We start from the raw sequence: 22,154 nt of genomic DNA, 5'->3' as shown, positions 1-22,154 counted from the left end.
CGCTGTGAGCCGCTGGAGCGTGCTAGGCTGCGGCGTGGCCGGCTTGTGCGTGGCAACATTATTGGCGGAGCGCGGCGAAGACGTTGAGGTGATCGACGATGCATCGCGGCGCCCGGCATCGTGGTATGCCGGCGGCATGCTGGCGCCCTGGTGTGAAGCCGAAAGCGCGCCGCGTGAGGTGATAACCCTTGGACAGCACGCCGCCGCGTGGTGGCAACAGCGCGTCAGCAGCGTTGCACATCAGGGAACGCTGGTGGTGGCGCCGCCGCGCGACAGCCAGGAGCTTAACCGCTTTGCCCGCATGACCGAGCAGCATCAATGGGTTGAACCTGGTGCGATTGAACCGGCGCTGGAAGGGCGCTTTGCGCGCGGTCTGTTTTTCGCTCAGGAAGCGCACCTCGACCCGCGCCTGGCGCTGCAGGAAATGCGTGAGAAGCTGATTGCGCGCGGCGTAGCCTTCAACTCGCATGCGCCGAGCGGCCAGATTATCGATTGCCGTGGCATTCATGCCGCGCCCGAATTGCCGCGCCTGCGCGCCGTGCGCGGCGAGATGCTGATTCTGCACAGCGATGAGGTGCAGTTCTCCCGTCCGATTCGCCTGCTACATCCGCGTTTTCCCTGCTATCTGGTGCCGCGTCGCGGCGGGCATTTTATGCTCGGCGCTACCATGATTGAGAGCGATGACGCTAGCCCAATCAGCGCCCGCGCCATGATGGAGTTACTCAGTGCCGCTTACGCCATTCATCCGGCGCTGGCGGAGGCACGGGTAATTGAGAGCGGCAGCGGGCTGCGTCCGGCGTATCCGGCCAATCTGCCGGAAATTCACTATCAAAATCACACCTTCTATCTCAACGGCATGTATCGCCACGGTTTTCTGCTGGCACCGATGCTGGCTGAACAGCTGATGCAGCGCCTATCTGGAGAGCAATCTTATGATTATTCAGCTTAACGGGCGCGCTATCAGCACCGAAGCAAAAAGCCTGAGCGAACTGCTGATCGAGCAGCAAATTGATGTGGCCTGCGTCGCCACCGCCTTTAATGGCACCTTTGTGCCCAAAAGCCACTACGACACGCAGCTGCTGGATGAAGGTTGCCAGCTCGAAGTGTTGTCACCGATGCAGGGAGGCTAAACGATGTTTTACGATGTTGACCCACAATCGCACTTCCTGCTCGGCACCGCCGGATATCCTTCGCCCGCCATTTTGCAGCAGGCGATTGCCGCGTCTGGCACTGAAATCATCACCGTTAGCCTGCGACGTGAAGGTGCTGCGGGCGCGGCATTTCGTGAACTACTGACCGGACTCAACATCCGCGTGTTACCGAATACCGCCGGCTGTCACACGGTGAAAGAGGCGGTCACCACCGCGCATATGGCGCGAGAATTGTTTAATACCGCGTGGATCAAACTGGAAGTGATTGGCCACGCCGACACGCTGCAGCCCGATCCGTTCGCGCTGGTGGAAGCGGCGCGCATTCTCAGCGAAGACGGGTTCAAGGTGTTTCCCTACACCACTGAAGATCTGATCGTTGGCGAAAAACTGCTGGCGGCAGGCTGCGAGCTGCTGATGCCGTGGGGCGCGCCGATCGGTTCCGGCCAGGGACTGCGCAATATCGACGGCCTGCGCGCGATGCGTGCCTGGTTTAGCGATGTGCCGCTGATCATTGATGCCGGCATTGGCGCGCCGTCACAAGCGGCGCAGGCGATGGAAATGGGCTTCGATGGCATCCTGCTGAATACCGCCGTCGCCAAAGCGGGCGATCCGATCGAGATGGCAAACGCATTTCGTCTGGCAATAGAAGCCGGACAGGCGGCCCGTCGCGCCGGATTAATGGAAAAGCGTGATATGGCGAGTGCTTCCACGCCTATCTTTGGCCTGGCAAATCTCAACTGATGGGCGGCGATATGGAACGCTATCAACGCCAGATGATGCTGCCGGAAGTGGGTGAAGACGGGCAGCGCAAACTGCGCAACGCGCGCGTAGTGGTGGTGGGTGCCGGTGGGTTAAGCGCGACGCTGCTGCCGCAGCTGGTGGGCGCGGGCGTCGGCCATATTCGGCTCTATGACGACGATGAAGTGGCGCTGCATAACCTGCATCGGCAAACGCTGTTTACGCTGCAGGATATCGGCCAGCCCAAGGTGCTCAGCGCTCAGCAGGCTTTGCAGCAGCGTAATCCCGAGGTGCAGATCGACGCGATGCAGCAGTCGCTGAGCGCCAGCAATATGCAGCAGGCGCTGGCGCAGTGCGATCTGGTGATCGACGCCGCCGATAATTTTGCCGTCACCTATCAGCTCTCCGATGCATGCATGCTAGCTGGCATCCCGCTGATCAGCGCCTCGGTGTTACGCAGACAAGGTTACGTGGGCGGTTTCTGTGGCGGATCGCCGAGCTATCGCGCGGTATTTCCGCGCCTGCCGACCTCCGCGGCGGACTGCAACACCGCCGGCGTGATGGGGCCGGCGGTCGCCGCATTGGGCGCAATGCAGGCGCAGATGGCGCTCAGCGTGCTGCTCGAACTGCAGCCATCGCCGCTTGGCTGTCTGGTGAATTGCGATTTTGTTAACTGGCACTTCCGCCCGTTCCGCTTTGATCAGGCCGAAGAACCGCAACAGGCGGTGCCGTTTATCGATCGGCCGCTGCTGGCGGCGGATGACTGCATTGTCGAACTGCGTAGCCATGAAGAAGCGCCAGTCAGCGTCGCAGAGGGCGTTGAGCGCATTCTGCCGCAGGCGATCGCCACATGGCAGCCACCGACGCAGCAGCGCATTGTGCTGGTATGCGCCAGTGGCATTCGTGCCGCGCAGGCCGCCGCAGTGTTGGCGCAGCGTGGCTTTAACCAGCTGGCGATTCTGGCGGCAAATCGCCCATGAGCCACGACATTGTGTTCAACGACGTGAGCTTTAGCTGGGGCGATAAACCGCTGTGCCAGCAGCTGAATCTGCGACTGCGCGGCGGCACAACCACGGTGATGCTGGGACGCAGCGGCATCGGCAAAAGCACGCTGCTGCGCTTAATCGCGGGGTTACTTCAGCCGCAACAGGGCGCGGTGCAGGGGTTACGCGGCAATGTCGCCTGGATGGGGCAGCAGGATCTGCTCTATCCGTGGCTGACGGTGCTGGAAAACGTGATGCTATCGGCGCGACTGGGCGGTGAAAAAGCAGATCGTCCGCGCGCGCTGGCGCTGCTGGCGCAGGTGAAGCTCAGCGAGGTGGCGCACGCGCCGCCGCATCAGCTCTCAGGCGGCATGCGGCAACGGGTGGCGCTGGCGCGCACGCTGTATGCGCAGCGTGAGGTGGTGCTGATGGATGAGCCGTTCGCCACGCTGGATGTGATGACCAAACTTAGCCTGCAGACGCTGACCGCACGCTTGCTGCAAGGCAAAACCGTGTTGCTGGTGACCCACGATCCCCTGGAAGCCTGCCGCATGGCTGATGATATTTTGCTGCTTGATGGCCAACCGCTGGCGATCGAAAACTGGCCGGTGCCTGGCGGTGTGACCCCGCGATCGTTCGATGATCCCGGCGTGTTGCAGGCGCAGGCGCAACTTTTCTCCCGATTGAATACCCATGAAAACACTGTTTAGCGCGATCTATTTGTTTGTGGTGCTGCTGTGCGGCTGGCTGCTGGCGCGTCACAGCGGCGTGCCGACCTTTTTACTGCCCGCGCCTCAGGCGGTGCTTGAAGCGCTATGGCTGCAGCGCCAACTGCTCTGGCATCACATGTTATATACGCTGGCGGAAATTGTGCTGGCGCTGCTGCTCGGCGTGGGTGCCGGCGTGACGCTGGCGGTGCTGATGGCTGCCAGCCCGTTGCTGCGACGCGTGCTGTTTCCGCTGGTCACCGCCAGCCAGGCGATCCCGGTATTTGCCCTCGCGCCGCTGCTGGTGCTGTGGCTCGGTTTTGGCATTGCGTCGAAAGTGGTGGTGGCGGCGTTGATTCTGTTTTTTCCGCTGTGCCTGTCGCTGTTCGATGGGCTGTGCCGCACGCCGAGCGGCTGGCTGGAGCTGGCGCAAACCACCACGCCATCGCGCTTTCGCATCTTCTGGCGCGTGCGCTGGCCCGCCGCCTTACCGCAGTTTTTTTCCGGCTTACAGATGGCGGCGGTGCTGGCACCGATAGGCGTCGTGATTGGCGAATGGGTAGGAGCCAGTGAAGGGTTGGGCTACTTGATGATGCAGTCCAACGCCCGGCTGGAAACCGCCACCAGCTTTGCTGCACTGCTGCTGTTACTGATTCTGGCGCTGTTGCTCTCCGGCAGCGTGGCGCTGATTCGCAAGAAAACCCTCTGGCAAACTTCATAAGGATGCACTTTGAACACCTTACGCACTATTTTTACCACCTTGCTGTTGCTGGCTTCTGCTCATGTCCACGCCGCAGAGAAAGTTCGTTTGCTGCTCGACTGGTTTATTAACCCGAATCATGCCGCGATTTTTGCGGCTCAGCACAGCGGGGCTTTCAAAAAAGAGGGGCTGGACGTAGAGATGATCGCGCCTGCCGATTCCGCCTCTGTACCGCTGCTCTTGGCCGCAGGTAAAGCCGATCTTGCTATCAGCTATCAGCCGCAGCTCTATACGCTGGTGGAGAAGGATGTGCCAGTCATCCGCGTTGGCACTTTAATCAATCAGCCACTGAATACGCTGACCACGCTTGCGAGCGATATTCACTCTTTAAAAGATTTTGCAGGGAAAACGCTGGGCTATGCGGTACCGGGAACGGAAGACGTGGCAATTCGCAATATGCTGAAATCGCAGGGCGTTGATGTTGCCACCGTGAAGCTGATTAACCTGAATATGGACGGTGAATCAGCGCTATTGACGCACAAGATTGAGGGTGCGATGACCATCTTCCGCAACTATGAGCTGCTGGATCTGCAGGACAAAGGCGCCAATCCGACGGTGTTCAAACCTGAGGATTACGGTGTGCCGGCGTATGACGAACTGATTATTCTGGCAAATCAAAAAACGGCCGCGCAGGACAAACGTATTCCGGCGTTTTTGCGCGGGCTTGATGCGGGTGTGGCATGGCTGCGCGCGCATCCGCAAGAGGCGTGGCAGGCATTTATCAAGCAATATCCAGAGCTGAACACCAAACTAAACCATGAAGCGTGGCAGGCGACGCTACCGTACTTTGCTGCGCACAGCGCAGAGTTTGATCGGGCGCGCTATCAGGCATTTGGTGAGTATATGAAAGCGAATGGTGTGATTAAGGATGTGGCGCCGATGGCGCGTTATTCACTGCAGTAACTTCTGCCAGGTGCGCAGTAATGCGCACCCTACTAATAGGTAGGGTCGTCATTCATGGCGACAGGAAAAACACAAAGAATTACGCTTGCACGCCGCTGTATTTTTGATAATGATATTTATTCTCAATTATCAAGTGATGGACAACCTGATGCGTTTTCCCGCTCTTTCTCTGCTGCTCACCCTATTTTTCATCTGCACCCACGCCCACGCAACCGCCAGCTGGCCGCGCACCATCCAAACCCCGCAAGGCCCACTTACGCTGCAACAGCCGCCGCAGCGTATTGTTTCGACCAGCGTCACGCTGAGCGGCACTTTGCTGGCAATTAATGCGCCGCTGATCGGCTCTGGCGCCACCAGCCGCAATAGCAGCGTGGCGGATGCGCAGGGCTTCTTTACTCAGTGGAGTGAAGTGGCGAAAGCGCGTCAGGTAAAACCGCTGTACGTGTCGCAGCCAAACGCCGAAGCGATTGCGGCCGAAGCGCCGGACTTGATCGTGATGGCCGCCACCGGCGGGGATTCAGCGCTGCGCTTGTACGATCAGCTGCAAACCATTGCGCCGGTATTAGTGATCGACTACGGCGATAAGAGCTGGCAGGCATTAGCTTTACAGCTGGGCGACATCACCGGTCATGAAGCGGATGCGAAAAAGCTGATAGCTGCGTTTGACCAGCGCGTCGCAGCGGTGCGCAATACGATCACGCTGCCGCCGCAGCCGACGTCTGCCGTGGTCTATTACGAAGATGGACGCGGCATGAACCTATGGACACCGGCCTCGGCGCAGGGTGCGCTGTTAAAGGCGTTGGGCTTTACCTTGGCCGCGCCGCCCGCGAGTTTTCAGGGCAGCACCAGCATGGGCAAGCGCAATGACATCATTCAGCTAAACGGTGAAAATATGGCCGATGGCATCACCGGCAACACTATTTTGCTGTTTGCGGCCGATGAGAAAACCGTGCCGCAGGTGGCGAAGAATCCATTCCTCGCCCATCTGCCCGCGGTGCAGCAGCACGCTATTTTTGCCGTGGGGAACGACACTTTCCGCCTCGATTACTACAGCGCCAGCAATATGCTGAGCAGCATCGAGCGGCAATTCACGCATCAAGCGTCAGCGGTGGCTGGTCGCGACGCATCAGGCTGATCGCCGAGGCGTGCGGTGCGCAGGCCGCGCGCCGCCAGCGCCAGCAAGACCAACAGCCCCGCCGCCAGGCCACCAAACCACAACACGCTGCTCAACGGCGCCAACACCCGTGCCAGTGCCCCCAAACCTAATGCGCCAAGCGAATCGCCCGTCACATCCTGTGCTGTGCCAAGGCTGTTAACGCGACCCAGCAGCGCATCCGGCGTGTGATGCTGCGTCAGCATAAATTGCAACAGCGAGGCGATAGCGTTGCTGTAGCCGTAACACACCAGCGCCAGCAGTGCGGGCAGCAAATGGCTGTAGAAACCGAGCGAGGCGATGCAGGCAAACGCCAGCAGCGCACAACCGATCAGCACCCGCCCCGGGCGTGCCAGTTGTCGCACCCAGCCGCTGGTAAATGCGCCGATCATCGCGCCCAGCGGCACCGCAGAATACATCAAACCTAATGCCGAGGCATCGGCGTGCAAGGTTAGCGCCAGCGCCGGGAACAGTATACGCACCGCGCCCACCATGCTGAGCAGTAACCCAACCAGCACCACCGCGCCCACCACTTTATGCTGGCAAACAAATTGAATGCCGCTCGCCAGCGCGCGCAGCGGATGCTCCGGTTCCTGCTGTTCAGGTTTCATGGCGGGCAAACGCACTAGCGGAATCAGCGTAGCCAGCGTACCGATGGCGGCGACCGCAAAGGCCCAGCCGACGCCTGCCGCGACGATAATCATCCCGCCAATCGCTGGCGAGAGAATCGCGCCGAGGCGCACCGTTAGCATGCTGAGCGCACCGGCTTCAGCCAGATGTTCGCGTCCGACGATCAGCGGGATCACTGCCATCAGTGCGGTCATGCCCAGCGCTCCAAAGAAGCCATCCCAAAAGGCGAGAAAATAGAGCGCCAGCAGCGAAGGCGCTAAGCTGAAGGCATTCAGGCTGAGCAGCACAAAGCCGATGCCGCAGGTGCCGCGTGCAAACAGGATCAGCTTGCGGCGATCGTAGCGATCTGCGAGCACACCGCCAAGCAGCAGGCCGATAAACATGCCGACGCCATCGAGCATCACCGCCACGCCCACCTGCAGCGTGGAGCCGGTCATGGCCTGAATCTGCACCGGCACACCCACCGCCAGCATGCCGAGCGCAAACACCGACAGCATGCGAGCGCAGAATATTGCGCGGAATGACGGGTTATTTTTCAGCAAACTAAAATCTAAAAATATCGAGGGCTTAGCCATATATCTCCAACATAAGGGGTAAAGGTCGCCATGAATGGCGACCCTACACTTATTTCCAGGCCGCTATGAATACGACCCTACAAAAACGTGCAGACCTTTCGTAGGGTGCGCATTTATGCGCACCGTTTCGATGCCCGCACCAAAGCTCAACCCGCTAACAGCTGATTGATCAACGGTCCCAATACCTTCAGCGAATCCGCCGAGAGAATATCGGCGTGTTCACAATCCAGTGGGATGAGGGTGAGCTCATCCACAAACGGCGCCCAGCTGGCGCGGACATCCATATCCGGCGGCACGGTTCTTTTCGCCATAAACAGCGTGGCGCTGCCGGCATAACGCGGCGTGCGCGCTTCGGCCAGGCGCGCGACGGCATCTTTGTAATTAGCCACGATGGTGCTAAACATCGCCGCCTTCTCCGCCCGCAGCAGCGGATCGCGTTCGTCTTCGGTTGCCGCCATAAATTCGGCCTGCTCCCGCGCCACCTCATGTTCCGCTTCCGCGGCATCCGGCATGCGCCAGTCCTGACCTTCCGCCGGATAGGTATCCAGCAGGCCGAGGAAGGCCACCTCTTCACCTAACGCCTGCAGGCGTGCCGCGATGCCTTGCGCCAGCGTGCCGCCAAGCGAATAACCGAGCAGGAAGTAGGGCCCGCTCGGCTGCTGCTGGCGAATCGTTGCCAGATGCCGATCGCACATCGCCGCCACGCTGTGACACGCCGCAATCACCCCATCAGGACGCGGCGATTGCAGGCCGACAATCGGGAAGTCGCCGTCCAGATAGTGCAGCAGGGCGCTGTACTGCCAGGCGAAACCGGAGGCGGGATGGATGCAGAACAGCGTAGGGCCGTTGCCTGCGCGCAGCGGCAGCAGTTCACCGTTGCCACCGGTTTCGCTGCTGGCGCCGTCGTCGAGCAGCGCCGCCAGCTTCTCCACGCTGCGTGCCGCGATGATCTGCCCGACGCTGAGCGGCGGCACCTCACGACGACGCAGTTCTGCCACCAGACGCATCGCCAGCAGCGAATGGCCGCCGAGCGCGAAGAAATCGTCGTCGGCGAACACGCTGTCGCAACCCAGCAGCTGCTGGAACAGCTCTGCCAGCAAATGCTCACTGGCGCTGTCCGGTAAGCGACCGCTGCGCGCGCTGCGCTGCGGCATCGGCAGCGCTTTGCGGTCAAGCTTGCCGTTAGCGCTCAGCGGCAATTGGTCGAGCAGCAGATAGCTGACCGGCTGCATATGCGCAGGCAATCGTTCGCTCAGCTGCTGCTTCACGCGCTCGAGGTCCAGCGTGATGCCCGCTTCCGCTACCAGCCAGCCCAGTAGCTGACGATTATCGACGCCCGGCGTTGACTGCTGCGTAAGGTTGCGCGCCGCGACCACCGCTTGCGCCACGCCTGGCAGCGCCGCCAGGGCTTGTTCGATCTCGCCCGGCTCAATACGCTGTCCGCGCATTTTCAGCTGATCGTCACTGCGTCCCAGATACTCAACCGCACCGTCGGCGCGCCAGCTGGCAATATCGCCGGTGCGATACATGCGTTCCCCTTCGGCAAACGGCGCGGCGACAAAGCGCTGCGCGGTGAGGTCGGCGCGGTGCAAATAGCCATCGGCCAGCTGCACACCGCTGAGATAGAGATCGCCGGGCACGCCAACCGGCACCGGGCGCAGCAGGTTATCGAGAATATGCAGCTGCGTGTTCCACACCGGGCGACCAATCGGCACGCCCGGACCGTTGAGGCTCGCTAGCGCGCTGCCGCTGGCCGGTTGCCAGGTGACATCGACGGCGGCTTCGGTCGGGCCATACAGATTGTGCAGCGGTGCGGCAATCAGATCCTGATAGCTGCGCGCCAAATCGCACGCCAACGCTTCACCGCTACAAAATACGCGGCGCAGGCTTGGGCAAGCACGATCGGTTTGCGTCGCCAGATGGCCGACAAATGCGGCCAGCATCGAGGGGACAAAATGCATTGTGGTGACGCGATAATCGTCAATCAGCTGCCACAGCGCCTGCGGATCGCGGTGTGCCTCCGCTGGAGCCATCATCAGCTGCGCGCCAGTCATCAGCGGCCAGAAGAACTCCCACACCGAGACATCAAAGCTGCACGGGGTTTTCTGCAGCACCACATCGTCGGCGCGCAACGGATAGCTGGCCTGCATCCAGCGCAGACGATTGACGATAGCGCGTTGGTTCACCACCACGCCTTTCGGTTTGCCGGTGGAACCCGAGGTATAAAGGACGTAAGCCGGCCGATTGGCATCCGCCTGCGGCAGCGTGTGCCGAGCCTGAGCCTGTGGGTTGGCTAAGCCATCAAACAGCATCAGCGTACCAAAACGGGCGAAACGAATTTCCAGCGCTGACTCGGTGATCACCACCCACGGCCGCGCATCTTCTACCATGTAGGCCAAACGCTCATCGGGATAACCGATATCCAGCGGCAGATACGCCGCCCCAGCTTGTAAAATGGCGCTGAGCGCGATGCTAAGCCGTACCGAACGCGGCAGCGCCACGGCGACGATGTCGCCCGGCATCACGCCGGCTTCGATCAGGCGATCCGCCAGCAGCGTAACCTGCCGCTGCATGTCGCTGTAGCTCAAACGATGCGCTTCATCAACCAGCGCTAGCGCATCGGGCGTACGCGCTGCCTGCTGGGCAATTGCCTGCTGCAGAGTTTCATCTTCCAGCTGCACGCCGGTGTTATTGACCCACGCCAGCAGCGATTGCTCAGCCAGCGTTTGCAGTCGCCACTGCGTCAGCGGCAGATCGGGCGTGGAAACCAGCTGTTGCAGCAGCAGGAGCAACCGCTCGGCGAGACGTTCCGGCGCGCTGACGCAGTCGCGATACTCCATCAGCAGCGTCAGCTGTTCACCCGGTAGCACCAGCAGCGTCAGCGGGTAATGCGTATAGCCGCGGTTGTGAATCGCCTCGCAGCGCACGTCGGCATTGGCATCCAGCACGCTTTGGTTGTCCGGATAGTTCTCGACCACCAGCAAGGTATCAAACAGCGTACCCGCGCCAACCAGCTGCTGAATTTCGGCCAATCCGAGACAATCCTGCTCAATTAGCTGGATCTGCTGCGCCTGATGATCGGCCAGCTGCGCCAGCAGTGGCCGCTGATGATCGAAGCGAACGCGCACCGGCAAGGTGTTGCTGAACAGGCCGACGTGCTGATCGATACCGTCAATCTGGCCAAATCGACCGGACACTGGTGCGCCAAACACCACGTCCTGCTGGCCGCTGGCAACGGACAGCATCAAGCCCCACACACCCTGCATGACGGTGTTCAGGGTTAATCCACGCGCCCGACACAGCGCATAAAGCTCGCGCTCCAGCGTGGCATCCAGCGTGATGCGTTTTTCGCTGACCGCGCTGTCGGCCGCGTTTGGATAGAGCAGCGTCGGCCGCACGTCGCGCAGGCACGATTGCCACTGTTGGCGGGCGTCGTCGCAGTCACGCTGGCTGAGTTGACGCACCAGGTCAACATAACTGCTGCTGAGCGCGGGCAGGGTTTGCTGGCGCAGCGCACAAAGCAGATCGTGGAGGATCACCGGCGTTGACCAGCCATCGACCACGAGATGATGCGCGTTAAGCAGCAGCGTCCAGCGCAGGCCATCGCGATGGGCGATCAGCGTGGCTTGCAGCATGATCGGCTGACTAAACAGATCCTGCGCCAGCGCCTGATGCTCCAGCGCCAGCAGCGCCTGATCTTCGTCTTCCTCAGCCAACTGATGCACCGCCAGCGGCCAATCCCGCTCGCCTTCCGGCAGCAGCTGCAGCGGTTGCAGGCTGAGTTCGGCATCAAAGCGTGCCGCCAGCTGTGGATGGCGGCGTAGCACCGCGTTCAGCGCCTGCTGAACGGCTGCGGCGCCGATCTCGCCGCTCAGCGTAAGACGCGTCAGCGAGTTATAGCTGCCTTGTTGTGCGGTGGTTTGAGCGTGGAACAGCAGGCCTTTTTGTAATGGCAACAGCGGCAGCACATGGCTGAAGGCGCCGTGACGCGCATGCAGCTGTTGCAGCGTGATATCGTCTACGCCATCAATGGCCACGTCGGCGGCAACCAGCGTATTGGCGGCCTGCTGCGGCTGATCTTGTGCCAGTGCCATCAACGCCTGCGCGGTGCTGACCATCGCCAGATGCAGTTGTTCAATTGCCTCAGCATTTAACACGCCAGCGGCCCAGCTCCAATTGAGCGCCAGCTGCGCCGCGTCCGGCTGCTCTTCGACAAACACGTTAAGTTCTAACGCATGCTGCAGCGGCGGCGCGCCATCCTGCATCACCGCAAAGGTGTCGTGGAACGCCTTGGCGGTGCGCTGTGGCGACCAATAGCCGCTGCGCTGTTGGAAGCGCCCCAGGTAGTTAAATAGCACCTGCGGCGCATGCTCGGCCGCCAGTTTTGCCAGCGTAACGCCGCGATGCGCATCCAGCCAACGTAACTGACCATAGCCAATGCCGCGGTCCGGCACCGCGCGCAGTACCGCTTTTACCGCGCGTACGCTGGCGTTGAGCGGCGCCTGTGGGTTTTCCGGTAATGCCAGCAACAGCGGGAATTCCGCCGTTAACCAGCCAACGGTGCGCGCCAAATCCTGCTGGGTATGCAGCTCGGCGCGGCCATGCGATTCCAGCGTAACGCGTTGCATCGCACTGCCGTTATGCTGGCGCAGCGCGAGGGTCAGCAGCGTTAACAGCAACTCTTCGCTGGTGGCGCGATAAGATTGCGGCAGCGTGTTGAGCAGCGCGTGCGTAGTGGCCGCATCCAGCAGCGTGCGCCGATGCTGCTGGCGATCGCTGTGCTGAAGGGATCGCTGTCCAATCGCCGGCAGCGGTTCAGCCAGCATCTGTTGCCAGAAGGGCAGTTCGCTAGCGCGGACGGAGAGGTTCGCCAGCAAGGCCGCCGACCAGTCATGCAGCGAGGTTTCCTCTGCAGGGATCATCAGCGGCGTGTTATTGAGCAGCGCATCACCGGCCTGTTGCAGCTCATCCAGCAACACGCGCCAGGAAACGCCATCAACAATTAAATGATGCAGCGTCAACACCAGCGCGCAGCTGGCGCCGTTTTGTTGCAACAGCGTGGCCTTGAGTAACGCACCGGCAGCGGGATCAAGCGCGTAAGCATCTTCGGTAAACGCCTGCTCCGCCGCACTATCGCGATCTGCTATTGCCCATACGCGTACGCGGGCAGGGCATGCAGGCAATGTTTCGCCGACGATCAGCTGCTCATCGCGCGTAAAGCCGTTCAACACGGGATGCGCCCGCGCCAGTTGATCGATCAACTGTTCTACCTGCGCCTGCTGTAACTGCGGCGGCACCGACAGCAGCACGCCGTGGGCAAAGCGCGCATTAATGCCTGCCTGCGCGTGGAACCAGTGCAGGATCGGCAATCCGCCAATCGCGCCCTGTTGCGCCACCCGGTTAGCGGTGGACTGTTGTGCCAACGGCGTTAAATCACGCGCCATGCGGGCAGCGGTACGTTCAGCGAAAATTTCACGCGGACGCAGCAGATAACCGGCGCGACGCGCGGCGGTGCTAAGTCCCATCGCCGAGATACTGTCACCGCCGAGTGCAAAGAAATCATCCTCTGCACCCACGCTTTCCAGCCCGAGCAGGTTGGCTATCGCCGAACAAATCAGCTGTTCCTGCGGCGTGCTGGCAGCCCGGCTTTGGTTCTGCGCTGCCTGTTGCGGCTTTGGCAGCGCCTGGCGATCAATCTTGCCGTTGACATTAAGCGGCAACGTCTCCATCACCATCAGTACCGCCGGCACCATGTAATCCGGAAGCCGTGTTGCAAGCTGCGCCAGCAATTGCGCGCTGAGAGTGCCCTCTGCGCGCAGCGCATCATCCTGCACCGAGCAGTAGCCAATTAAGCGATGCGTCGCGCCTATCACTTCGGCGATGACGATGGCGGTGCTGACTTCCGGCAGCGCCACCAGCGCGTTCTCCACCTCACCCAACTCGACGCGGAAGCCGCGCACTTTAATCTGGTGATCGGTACGGCCAATAAACGCCAGCTGACCATCCTGATTCCAGCGCATCAGGTCGCCGCTGCGGTACATCACATCGCCTGCGCGGAACGGATTGGCAACAAAGCGTGCGCTGGTGAGATCGGGGCGACGCAAATAGCCGCGCGCGATGCCGCTTCCGGCAATGTACAACTCGCCTGGGCAGCCAATCGGTACCGGACGCAACTGGTTATCCAGCAAATAGACTTCGCTGTTCCCCACTGGACGGCCAATCACCGGCTGCGGCGAGGCCATCACGTTGGCGCCGAGCGTATCAATGGTGTATTCCGACGGGCCGTAATAGTTGTGGATCTCCATCTGCTGCTGTTGCTGCATCCGTTTCCACAGTGTCGGCGTTGCCGCTTCGCCGCCAATCATCACAAATGATGGGCGATGGTTATCGGCTTCCAGCAGGCCGCTGTCGATCATTTGTGAGAAGAACGACGGTGTGATATCCAGTAAATCCACCGGCACCGCGTTCATCTGTTGTATCAATCCCCAGGCGTCGCGGCGCAGATCTTCGTTGAAGATATTTAGCTCGCAGCCCATCAGCATGCAGAACAGCGGTTCCCAGGAGGAGTCAAAGGAGAATGAGGCGGTGTGACCCGCGCGCATGCGGCGCGGACTGTTGGCGGTAAAGCGCGCAATCGCGGGGCCAAACAGGTGTTCACGATGCGAGAGGAACAGATTGAGCAAACCCTGGTGCGTGCTCATTACGCCTTTGGGGCGTCCGGTCGATCCCGAGGTGTAGATCATGTAAGCCAGATCGACACCGCACAGGTTAGTTGCGGGTCGCGCGGTGGGATGCTTGTTCAACTCAATCTCGTTAATCAGCAGATGCGGCAGTTTTGGCATTTGCTCCAGCGTGCGAGTGTGGGTGAGTAGCAGTTTGGGCTGCGCGTCATCGCACATCAGGGTTAAGCGTTCACGCGGGTAGTCGAGGTCGAGCGGCATATAGGCCGCGCCGCTTGCCAGTACGCCAAATATCGCTACCAGTGAATCTACAGAACGTGGAATTCCGATTGCCACCACGTCGTCGGCGTGCAAACCGCGCGCGATCAGCAGATGTGCAAGCTGCATCGCGCGATCGGCAAGCTGGCGATAACTCAGGCTGCGCTCGCCGCAAACTACCGCGATCTCATTGCCATGTTGCGCAGCAGATTGCAGCAGGACATCAACAATGGTGGCGGTATCGGCAGGCGGTATGATGCCAGGGCCGGTTGACCAGCGCTGCAGATCGGCCTGCTCTTGCGGGGCAATCAGCGACAGCGCACCCACGTTAATAGCAGGATTATCAACAAACTGGTTTAGCAGATAGCCAATGCGTTCGGCGTGACGTTGTAACGATTTTGCATTATAACGCTGCGGGTTAGCGACTAACGTCAACTGTAATGCACCGTCGCGGAAACCAACCTCAAATTCCAGATCGTCCACCGGGCCCATTGCCAGCGTGTGGGTGGCGGCACCATGACCATCGAATTGCACATCGTCGTGATAAACCTTGACGTTAATCACCGGGCCATACAGCGCCTGGCTGCTGCCAACCAGACCCAGATCGCGGCGCAGCTGTTCCGCTTCATAACGCTGATGACGGCGCGCTTTGCGGATTTCGCTCTGCACCTGCTGCAACAGCGCCGGTAACGTCATCTCATCGCTCACGCTAAAGATCAGCGGCAATACATTCACCACCGGTCCGAGCGTTGAGATCGCCGCCGAACCCATGCGGCGCATGAACGGAAAGCCAATCGACAAACGCGAGCGGTTGCTGATGCGGGCGAGATAGGCAATTAACAGGGCACTGACGATATCTCCTTCGCTGCTGTCAGCCAGCTGCTGATGCAATCTCGTCAACTGCGGGAGGGTGACCTGACAACTGATGGGGCGAGCGTCGGGATGCGTTATGTTTTCATTTGAGAGCGTAAGGGTTTCAGGAAGCTCAGCGGTGTAGCTTTGCCAGTGGCTGGCGGCGCGTGCGCAGGCGGCGGAATCCTGCCACTGTTGATACTCCTCAATCACCGTGGTGAAGGGGGTAAACGGCGTGGGCGCAGGCGTTTCGCCGGCACTCACGGCGGCATAGATCGCCGCGATGCGCTGCGTCAACGCCGCAAAACTGAAGCCATCAACCAGCAGATGATGATAGCGCTGATACCACAGCCAGCTGCCGTCATCGACGCGCATTAACACGTGACGATAGAGCGGAGCGTCGCCGTCGGCAGGCAGCTCAGCAGCGAGATCTGCCTGCATCAGCTTGTGCGCCTGGCGGGTTGCGTCGGCACGCTGGCTAAAATCGTGCCATTCCGGTGCGATGGGGGCTTGTGCATCGAACCACTGCGCCGGATTGCCCTCATCGTCGAGACCAAAGCGCGCCTGCACGGTATCAGCTTCGGCCATCGCCTGACGAATAGCGCTATCAAGTGCGACGCGGTTGATGTTGCCGTGCAACACGCTGTAGTGCGCCACGGTAAATTGATTGCGCGGCTGCGCAATGCTGTCAGCGATCCAGATGCCGGGCTGCGCCGCGACTAAAGGATAGGGTTGTTTGATCGTTGCCAAGAGACAGTTCCTGTCTGATTCCCGTCATCCTTCGGGCTGCAGCGGCGTTGGCTGCGTGCGCTCACCCCAGTCACTTACGTCCGTAAGCACCTGGGGATTTGCGCACTTGCCGCCTTGCTGCAGCCCGAATGATTGGGGGAATAAATTAACTAAATGATTAAAAGAGCAAATTAAGCTGCGGTAGACGACGTCTGTTGCGTCGCTGGTCGCATGTCGTGCCAGTTGGCTTCGATAAATTCAATTGCCGCAGCGCGCGTGAGTGGCCCTGCCACGTTGTGCCAACCGGCGGGAACGGGAGCGAATGCTGGCCACAAACTGTATTGCTGGCGCGTGTTAAGCAGCACCAGAAATTCCAGCGCATCGTTATCAAACGGGTTTTGTTGTTCAGACATGGTGATTACCTTCAGAGGGTGAGGTTGGGGATAGAAAATCGGCCAGCAGCCAGCGGCAGCCGTCGATCAGACCGCCGCGCCAGCACAGCGCATCGTGCCCTCCGGCGTAGCGGCGAAAATGTAATTCGTGGCCAGCGGCTTCCAGCACCGGAGCGATCTGCTGGTTGACGTACACCATGTCCGCCTCGCGATCGCCCACTTCCTGGAAGATCTTCAGCGTGCCCGTTGGCAATGTGCCTTGTTGCAGACGCTGCAGCAGCAGGCCCGGCACGTGATGTTCACGATTGGCGTAGTCGCGGAGATATTGCAGGTTGGGCCACCAGAATGAGCCGGATTGCGTAAGAATGCGGCCAAAGCGCTGCGGCCAGTGCAACCCGGCATACAGGGCGGCGAGTCCACCGTAGCTTTGCCCGGCCACCAACGTGCGATCGGCATCGCTACTGAATGCCGCGTGTTGCTGAGCCAGCGGCAGTAGCTCTTGCTGCACCGCCTGCCAGAAAGTTTCATTGCACGGTAATTCCGCTTCGCGATGCTGGCTGTCGATGACATCGATAAACAGCCAGCAGGCCGGCGGCAGTTCGCCAGCGGCGGTGACCTGATCCAGCGCGCTAAAGATCGGCTGGCCGTACACCCAGTTTTGTCCGTCGAGCAGAATTGCCAGCGGACGCTGTTCAGGCCGGTCGGTTTTACCCGTGCTGTAGATCCAAACCTTGCGCGTAACCTGGAGCAGCGTGCTGCGCCACCGCAGCGTTTGCAGCGTATCGGGCCAGGTTTCGGCGAGTCCGGCATCCAGTGCTCGCCACGCCGATTGATCCGGCGCATCCGGCATATGCGCGTTGCTCAAAGCAAAGCGACGGCTGCTGAGAAACGGCGGGGTAGGATTGAGCTTGTCGGGAATCGCCAGCGGCATCAGCGAAATCCACCATTTACGTTGCAGCGCGCGACAGGTGTCATCATCGCCACAAAATAGCGGCGGCAGCTGTTGCGCAGTGACCGGAATCAGGCTGTAACTGCCGCGCCAATCGGATTCAATCGGCGTAGACCAATGCCAGACGTTGCTGTCCCCCACGCGCGCCAAACTTTCTGGCGCTTCGCTGTGGTGATCGGTGACGCCATTAATATCGATATAAACCCGTTGCGTAGAAGAAAGTGCGGAATGACCTTGGGGATCGCGCCAAAAAAAATGCATGGAAGTCTGACCCTGCTCATCACGTTCCACCAGCGGTGTTCCGGTGGCATAAAGCCGCTGCCACCAGCCTTCGCCGCCCACATCAGCTTGTCGCAACCATTGCGCAACGGTTCCCGCAGGCAACCAGGTTTTTGCTGTTTTTTCTGCATGCGTTAGAAACATCCTGCAATCCATCTCCACATTTTGTTCATAGTCTTTACTTAATCAAAGCTAATGCAAATGCTATTGATAACGATTTACATTTGCAATATGATTTTTCGCGCCTAAGAAACCTTCGGATTTTCAGTGGATTATTTTGTGAGAGAGGTCACGCGGGGAAATTAGGGCCGTAAATAATCGATGACAGTAATATTTCAATCCGTTACAGCCTCTGCTATTAGGCGAGGACCTCTGAATGGATTATTTCATTTACAAGGCAGTTTGAAATAGAGATGGCGACTATGTCTATTAAAGTAAGAAAATCAGCAATACCTGCTGTGGCACACCCGTTCAGATTCAATCCTGTATATCTTTCACTGGCCTCAATTTTGTTAGTGGCACCGGTGTCCGCTGAAGAGACGATTACCGTTAACGCCGAAACGCACGAAAGCGTCACCGCACCGCTACAAGGCTATGTGGCGAAAGAGAGCGCGGCAGGCACAAAAACCGCCACGCCGCTGCGCAAAACCCCGCAATCCATTTCAGTGATTACGCGTGAGCAGATGGACGATCAGGCGGCGGCATCGGTGGCGGATGCGCTAAGCTACACCAGCGGCGTGCTAACCAACTATCGCGGTAACTCCAACCGTAATGATGAGATTATTGCGCGCGGTTTCCGCTATGCGCCGAAGTTCCTCGACGGCCTGAGCTACGGCTTGTCCGGTCAGGCGGGCGCCGCGGGGCAGATCGATCCCTGGCTGCTGGAGCGCGTTGAGATGATTCATGGTCCCGCCTCGGTGCTGTACGGCCAGGTGAATCCGGGTGGCATCGTGGCGATGACCAGCAAACGCCCGACGGCGCAAAGTATTCATAAAGTGCAGCTCAGCACTGGCAATCAACATTTGGGTGAAGCGGCGTTTGATTTCGGCGGTAAGCTAAATGATGACAACACGCTGTTTTATCGCCTGAACGGTATCGCCAGCACCAAACACGAGTTCGTTAAAGACAATAAACAGCAGCGTATGGCGATTGCGCCGGCCATCACCTGGCTGCCCAACGCCGATACCAGCTTTACGCTGTTGACGCTGTATCAGAACGAGCCGAAAGCGGGCTACCGTAACTTCCTGCCGGCCAACGGAACGTTGTTCAACACCAGTGCCGGACGGATCCCTTATGACTTTAACGTCAGCGATCCGAGCTTCAACGAAGCCAAACGCGAGCAGACGTCGATTGGTTATATTTTCGAGCACAATCTGAACGACAACGTCAGCTTCACGCAGAATTTGCGCTACAGCAACATGGATGAGTCGTACAAATATCTGGTGTATACCGTTGATGCGGATAACGATCACTCGATCAACCGTCGTCCGCAGCATGACAAGATCAAGTCAAAAGAGTTGGGCCTGGATAACCAGCTGAAAGCCACCTTTGATACCGGGAATGTTGCGCACACTGTGCTTGGCGGGCTGGATTACAAGTGGAGCGACGTAGATAACAAATTGTGGCTCGACAGGGGCGATCAATACATTCTCGATTGGGCTAACCCAACGCGTATCAGCATCAACGAGAGCGATTTGACGCTGACTACCAGCACCCGTAAGAAGCTCGATCAGGTTGGTGTTTATCTGCAGGATCAGCTGGAGTGGAATCAGTGGAACCTGCTGTTGTCAGGCCGTAATGACTGGAGCGAAGTGCGTACACAGGATCGCACCGATAACAGCGAAACCCAGCAGAATGATAACAAGTTCACCGGGCGCGCCGGTTTGCTGTATGCGTTCGATAACGGGATTTCGCCATACATCAGCTACAGCACCTCGTTTGAACCCAACCTGAACAGCGGCGCGCCGGGCACCGATCCGTTCAAACCGACCACCGGTGAACAGACAGAAGTGGGCGTGAAGTATCAGCCGTTGGGGTGGGATGCGGTGTTTACCGTGTCCGCGTTTGATATCACGCAGAAAAACATTACCGCTTATAACAACGTCACCGGCTACAACGAGCAGATTGGTAAAGTGCGTTCAAAAGGTATTGAAACCGAAGCGCATGCGCAGATCACGCCAGAGATCAAACTGCTAGCGGCTTATACCTACACCGATGCGGTGACCAAAGAGAGCAGCATCACCGAGCGTATTGGTCACTCGCCGTCCAGCATTCCGCGTCATGCGGCCTCGGCGTGGGGCAGTTATACCTTCCTCGATGGCGTGCTGAATGGCTTTACCCTTGGCAGCGGCGTGCGCTACACCGGCACCGCGCCAGCGGATGAAACCGGCACCAATAAGGTTCCGCATTACACGTTGTACGACGTGATGGCGAAGTATGAATTAGGCGAAGCGGCGAATTCGCTGCGCGGTACCACGCTGCAACTTAATGTGAATAACGTGGCGGACAAACACTATGTCGCCTCGTGCAGCAACACCAGCGCCTGCTTCTATGGCAGCGGTCGTTCCATTGTTGCATCGGTTAATTACAGCTGGTAATTCCGTCGGCGGTCTTACCGGCCGCCGTTTCTTTTCACATTCCGTGCGGCTGGTATGCACCTGTTACAACTCCTCACCGGTTTTAGGAAAATACTGTAATTATGAGACTGTCATCACTATTCAAGGCACGCTAAAATAATCGCTTCTCATTCAGCAAAGGTGTTTTTGTCACGATGTTATCGCGTTTCACACTGGCCACTTTGATGGCAACCTTAATGCTCACCGGCTGTGCCCGACTGGCTGCCGTTACCGGTACATCCCCTGACAGCACTGCGACGGCGGATACCTCCGCGGCTCAGCCTGCGACCGGCGCGCCAATCGAAAATAATGACACGCCAACCCCATTTGAAAGCGGCCCGACGGTGATTAATGTTTCGCATCTGGTTACGCGTACCGATGATGGTTCAACCATTTATTTAACGGTTGATGGTCAAAATGCGGGACTGTTGCAGAAGGGCGAAAAGAAAGAGATTCGTGTCGCGCCAGGTAAACACCAAATTGGCGGATACGTGCAGACGCTGTTTGGCTTTGGCAAAGTGACGATTGCTTCAGTGGATGTCACCACCGATCCTAATAGTCCGAAAAATGTTGTCTATTCGGTAACCCGCCAGAAGCCAACGTTTAGCGAAACCGACGCTACACCGCCGAATAACTCCTGATTCTGCTCTGTGCGCCGCGTGTTCTGTAGGTCGCCATTTATGGCGACCGTATCGATCTCCGCTGCGACTGAACACCAACTTCAAACCCGCAACGGTAAAGCAACAGGCCAGCAGCGCCTCTAATCCACGGCGGATGCGGCAATAAAAGGCCGCCATCACTGCGGTGGAAAACAGCAGCGCATAGCCCCCAAACACCAGCACGCAGATTGCCGCACAGCCAGCGATAATCATCGGTAAGGTTGACGCAGCGGCGCCCGGTTTAAGCGCTACCGACATGATCGCTACCCAGGTCAGGATCGCCTTGGGATTGCCGACGTGCATTAAAATCCCCTGACGGAACATTGTGCCAAAACGCGCTTTTTCGTTGCCCGGCGCTACTTCCCCGACATCCGACTTACGCAGTGCCGATTTTCCAGCCTTACACGCCAGCCACAGCAGATATAAACCACCGCCAATCTTCAGCACAATCAGCAGTTGCGCGAAGGTAGCCAACACGGTGAGTACGCCGCAGGCCGCCAACAGCGCCCACATCATCGAACCGCCAATCACGCCACTGGCTAAGGCTAACGCCGCGCCGCGTCCCTGTTTCATGGCCGTGCCCATAATCGCCATGTTGCTGGGACCCGGACTGGCGGTGGCGACGAAATAGGTGGTGTAGATCAAAATCAATTCATGTGAAAGCGCCATAGGTTCCTCTGCGATGGCTGATGGGAACTAACGTTATATCGCCTCAAAATGCAGTCTGCCAGAGTGCTATAGGTGTTTAGATATATCGTTGCTGCGGTATCACTGACCTTGCAACTCCTTACGCAACAGCACTAACTCGCCCGCCAGGTCGCGACAGAGCATCGCCGTCATTAGATGATCCTGTGCATGCACCATAATCAGCGTGACCGGCACTTTGCCGCTGCCTTCATCGGCGCCAATTAACGCGGTCTGGATCTTATGCGCCGCCTTTGCTGCCTCGTCCGACGCCGCTAACGCGTCATCCGCCCCTTGCCAGTCGCCTTTGCGGGCTTGCTGAATCGCCATCATGGCTTGCGATCTCGCCTCACCGGCATTAATCAGCAACTCCATCATCGTTTGTTCAAAATCCATAGCCGCCTCACTTATTGGTATGCCAAATTAACGTTAACGATGCTACCGGAATACCAAAAAG

At 59.0% G+C, this 22,154-nt stretch carries 15 protein-coding genes and 1 pseudogene; 10 read left to right on the top strand and 6 right to left on the bottom strand.

The window, feature by feature from the left end:
- Nucleotides 1-4 precede the first annotated feature (4 nt).
- The 8 genes from CRO19_RS22520 (at nt 5) to fepB (ending at nt 6,377) form a co-directional block, all read left to right on the top strand.
- Nucleotides 5-949, top strand: coding sequence for an FAD-dependent oxidoreductase (locus tag CRO19_RS22520; protein ID WP_097098060.1), 945 nt, complete (start codon nt 5-7; stop codon nt 947-949).
- Nucleotides 933-1,130, top strand: coding sequence for a sulfur carrier protein ThiS (gene thiS / locus CRO19_RS22515; protein WP_097098059.1), 198 nt, complete (start codon nt 933-935; stop codon nt 1,128-1,130). Before CRO19_RS22520 ends, thiS begins: the two co-directional genes overlap by 17 nt.
- A 3-nt stretch (nt 1,131-1,133) precedes the next feature.
- Nucleotides 1,134-1,892: a thiazole synthase gene (locus CRO19_RS22510; protein ID WP_097098058.1), complete on the top strand. Its 759-nt coding sequence runs from the start codon at nt 1,134-1,136 to the stop codon at nt 1,890-1,892.
- An 11-nt stretch (nt 1,893-1,903) separates the two neighbouring features.
- Nucleotides 1,904-2,869 carry a HesA/MoeB/ThiF family protein gene (locus CRO19_RS22505; protein WP_097098342.1) on the top strand — a complete coding sequence of 322 codons (966 nt, stop codon included), beginning with the start codon at nt 1,904-1,906 and terminating at the stop codon, nt 2,867-2,869.
- Nucleotides 2,866-3,582, top strand: coding sequence for an ABC transporter ATP-binding protein (locus CRO19_RS22500; RefSeq protein ID WP_097098057.1), 717 nt, complete (start codon nt 2,866-2,868; stop codon nt 3,580-3,582). Before CRO19_RS22505 ends, CRO19_RS22500 begins: the two co-directional genes overlap by 4 nt.
- Nucleotides 3,566-4,300: an ABC transporter permease gene (locus CRO19_RS22495; RefSeq protein WP_097098056.1), complete on the top strand. Its 735-nt coding sequence runs from the start codon at nt 3,566-3,568 to the stop codon at nt 4,298-4,300. Before CRO19_RS22500 ends, CRO19_RS22495 begins: the two co-directional genes overlap by 17 nt.
- A gap of 9 nt (nt 4,301-4,309) precedes the next feature.
- Complete coding sequence (locus CRO19_RS22490; RefSeq protein ID WP_097098055.1) at nt 4,310-5,242, top strand: ABC transporter substrate-binding protein; 933 nt, start codon at nt 4,310-4,312, stop codon at nt 5,240-5,242.
- A 148-nt stretch (nt 5,243-5,390) separates the two neighbouring features.
- Complete coding sequence (gene fepB, locus CRO19_RS22485; RefSeq protein ID WP_097098341.1) at nt 5,391-6,377, top strand: Fe2+-enterobactin ABC transporter substrate-binding protein; 987 nt, start codon at nt 5,391-5,393, stop codon at nt 6,375-6,377.
- Here fepB and entS read toward each other — a convergent pair.
- The 4 genes from entS to fes form a co-directional block, all read right to left on the bottom strand.
- Complete coding sequence (entS, locus tag CRO19_RS22480; protein WP_097098054.1) at nt 6,338-7,600, bottom strand: enterobactin transporter EntS; 1,263 nt, start codon at nt 7,598-7,600, stop codon at nt 6,338-6,340. The genes fepB and entS overlap by 40 nt on opposite strands.
- 146 nt (nt 7,601-7,746) lie before the next feature.
- The gene (locus CRO19_RS22475; RefSeq protein ID WP_097098053.1) at nt 7,747-16,140 is read right to left on the bottom strand and encodes a non-ribosomal peptide synthetase; all 8,394 of its coding nucleotides are present in this window, start codon (nt 16,138-16,140) and stop codon (nt 7,747-7,749) included.
- Between the two features lie 170 nt (nt 16,141-16,310).
- Nucleotides 16,311-16,532, bottom strand: coding sequence for an MbtH family protein (locus tag CRO19_RS22465; RefSeq protein WP_097098052.1), 222 nt, complete (start codon nt 16,530-16,532; stop codon nt 16,311-16,313).
- Nucleotides 16,525-17,883 (bottom strand): enterochelin esterase, encoded by a 1,359-nt coding sequence (fes, locus tag CRO19_RS22460; RefSeq protein WP_097098051.1) that lies wholly within the window; start codon nt 17,881-17,883, stop codon nt 16,525-16,527. The genes CRO19_RS22465 and fes overlap by 8 nt, the downstream gene beginning before the upstream one ends.
- Before the next feature lie 278 nt (nt 17,884-18,161).
- Between fes and CRO19_RS22455 the strand changes: the two genes are divergently transcribed.
- Both CRO19_RS22455 and CRO19_RS22450 read left to right on the top strand, forming a co-directional pair.
- Nucleotides 18,162-20,336, top strand: coding sequence for a TonB-dependent siderophore receptor (locus CRO19_RS22455; protein ID WP_097098050.1), 2,175 nt, complete (start codon nt 18,162-18,164; stop codon nt 20,334-20,336).
- 173 nt (nt 20,337-20,509) lie between these two features.
- Nucleotides 20,510-20,995 carry a hypothetical protein gene (locus tag CRO19_RS22450; RefSeq protein WP_097098049.1) on the top strand — a complete coding sequence of 162 codons (486 nt, stop codon included), beginning with the start codon at nt 20,510-20,512 and terminating at the stop codon, nt 20,993-20,995.
- A gap of 60 nt (nt 20,996-21,055) precedes the next feature.
- On the opposite strand, the pseudogene CRO19_RS22445 reads toward CRO19_RS22450, so the two are convergent.
- Nucleotides 21,056-21,682: pseudogene (locus tag CRO19_RS22445) on the bottom strand (LysE family translocator); the annotation flags it as partial.
- A 99-nt stretch (nt 21,683-21,781) separates the two neighbouring features.
- Nucleotides 21,782-22,093, bottom strand: coding sequence for a PTS lactose/cellobiose transporter subunit IIA (locus CRO19_RS22440; protein WP_097098048.1), 312 nt, complete (start codon nt 22,091-22,093; stop codon nt 21,782-21,784).
- Nucleotides 22,094-22,154 lie beyond the last annotated feature (61 nt).

Origin of the sequence: Candidatus Pantoea floridensis (assembly GCF_900215435.1) — a bacterium.
GTDB lineage: Bacteria > Pseudomonadota > Gammaproteobacteria > Enterobacterales > Enterobacteriaceae > Pantoea > Pantoea floridensis.
Note: the sequence above shows the minus strand (reverse complement) of the source record. Positions and strands in the feature narration are given on the sequence as shown.